General features: G+C 44.7%; 2 protein-coding genes. One reads left to right on the top strand and one right to left on the bottom strand.

The window, feature by feature from the left end:
• Positions 1 to 517 (bottom strand): nucleotidyltransferase family protein (locus CCU_RS12175; RefSeq protein WP_208896230.1); only part of this gene is annotated, 517 nt, incomplete at its 3' end.
• Positions 518 to 807: 290 nt separating this feature from the next.
• On the opposite strand from CCU_RS12175, the gene recA reads away from it, so the two are divergent.
• Positions 808 to 1489: recombinase RecA (gene recA, locus CCU_RS12180; RefSeq protein WP_208896231.1), on the top strand; the 682-nt coding region annotated here is incomplete at its 3' end.

Raw genomic sequence — 1489 nt, forward strand, 5'->3', positions numbered from 1 at the left:
TGTTCGGGCTTGCCAGGATACGGTCAAGATCAGCGCTGGTATAACCGGTAAGGTTCTGGTTCTGCAGATACTCGGAGATGGCGGCTGCTCTGGCTGATCCATATGAGATGCCCGAAGATACGGATTTTTTTATGGATTCCGATACCTGTGGCGGTTCATTGACGGTGAGTCCGGCAATCTTTTGCAGAAGATCCATGTCATCACATTCTGCGCCGAATGAGATATAGTCTATGCCATCAAGAGCGTTCATCATGCAGACTGCGGCATGTGCATAGTCTCTGGCACTTGATGATGCGTATACAAATGGAATCTCGAACACAGCGTCTACACCGCATCTCAAAGCAATCTCGGTTCTTGTGTGCTTATCTGCTATGGCAGGAACACCTCTCTGAAGAAAATTGCCGCTCATAAAGCATATGACATGTTCGGCACCAGTTAGAAGCTTCGCCTGCTGTATCTGATATTCGTGTCCCTTGTGAAATGGATTGTATTCGCAAACTATGCCTACTGTGCTCATGGCTCCTCCTTGAAATGCGTGTTTTATAACCTGTCACGATTTATAATGCCTTTGTCGGTAAAGTTTATTCTATCTTAATAATTAATGGCTGTAAAGTGTGTTATAATGACGGACATAAAGATGTTAAGTGAAAAATTCAAGATGCGGCATTGTTCTGATGCCGATGATCCCCACATACCAGACAGATATTGATTAATTAAGTGAAGGCAGCCAATTTATGGTTGACAAAGTGGCAATAATCTAATACTATATTAAAAGATAATCGAACATATGTTTAGGAGGAAAATATAATGGCGAATAATTCCGGTAATGTAAATATTGATGATAAGAGAAAGGCATTGGATGCCGCTATAGCACAGATAGAGAAGCAGTATGGTAAGGGTTCGGTGATGAAGCTTGGCGATTCCAATGCGAATATGAATATAGATGTGATCCCTACAGGATCCCTCAGCCTTGATATAGCACTTGGACTTGGCGGTGTGCCTAGAGGAAGAATCATAGAGGTGTTCGGACCTGAGTCGAGTGGTAAGACGACGGTAGCACTTCACATTGTTGCTGAGATACAGAAGAGAGGCGGAATCGCAGGCTTTATAGATGCCGAGCATGCGCTTGATCCGACATACGCCAAGAACATAGGTGTAGATATAGACAATCTTTACATATCACAGCCTGACTGCGGAGAGCAGGCTCTTGAGATCACAGAGACCATGGTCAGATCGGGAGCGGTTGATGTCGTTATCGTGGACTCTGTTGCTGCACTTGTACCAAAGGCAGAGATAGACGGAGAGATGGGCGATTCGCATATGGGACTTCATGCCAGACTTATGTCACAGGCGCTCAGAAAGCTCACTGCTGTTGTCAGCAAGACCAACTGTGTTGTCATATTTATCAATCAGCTCAGAGAGAAGGTTGGAGTTGTGTTCGGTAACCCTGAGGTTACAACAGGTGGTCGTGCACTTAAGTTCTATGCTT

This window comes from Coprococcus sp. ART55/1, assembly GCF_000210595.1.
GTDB classification, from domain to species: domain Bacteria; phylum Bacillota; class Clostridia; order Lachnospirales; family Lachnospiraceae; genus Coprococcus; species Coprococcus aceti.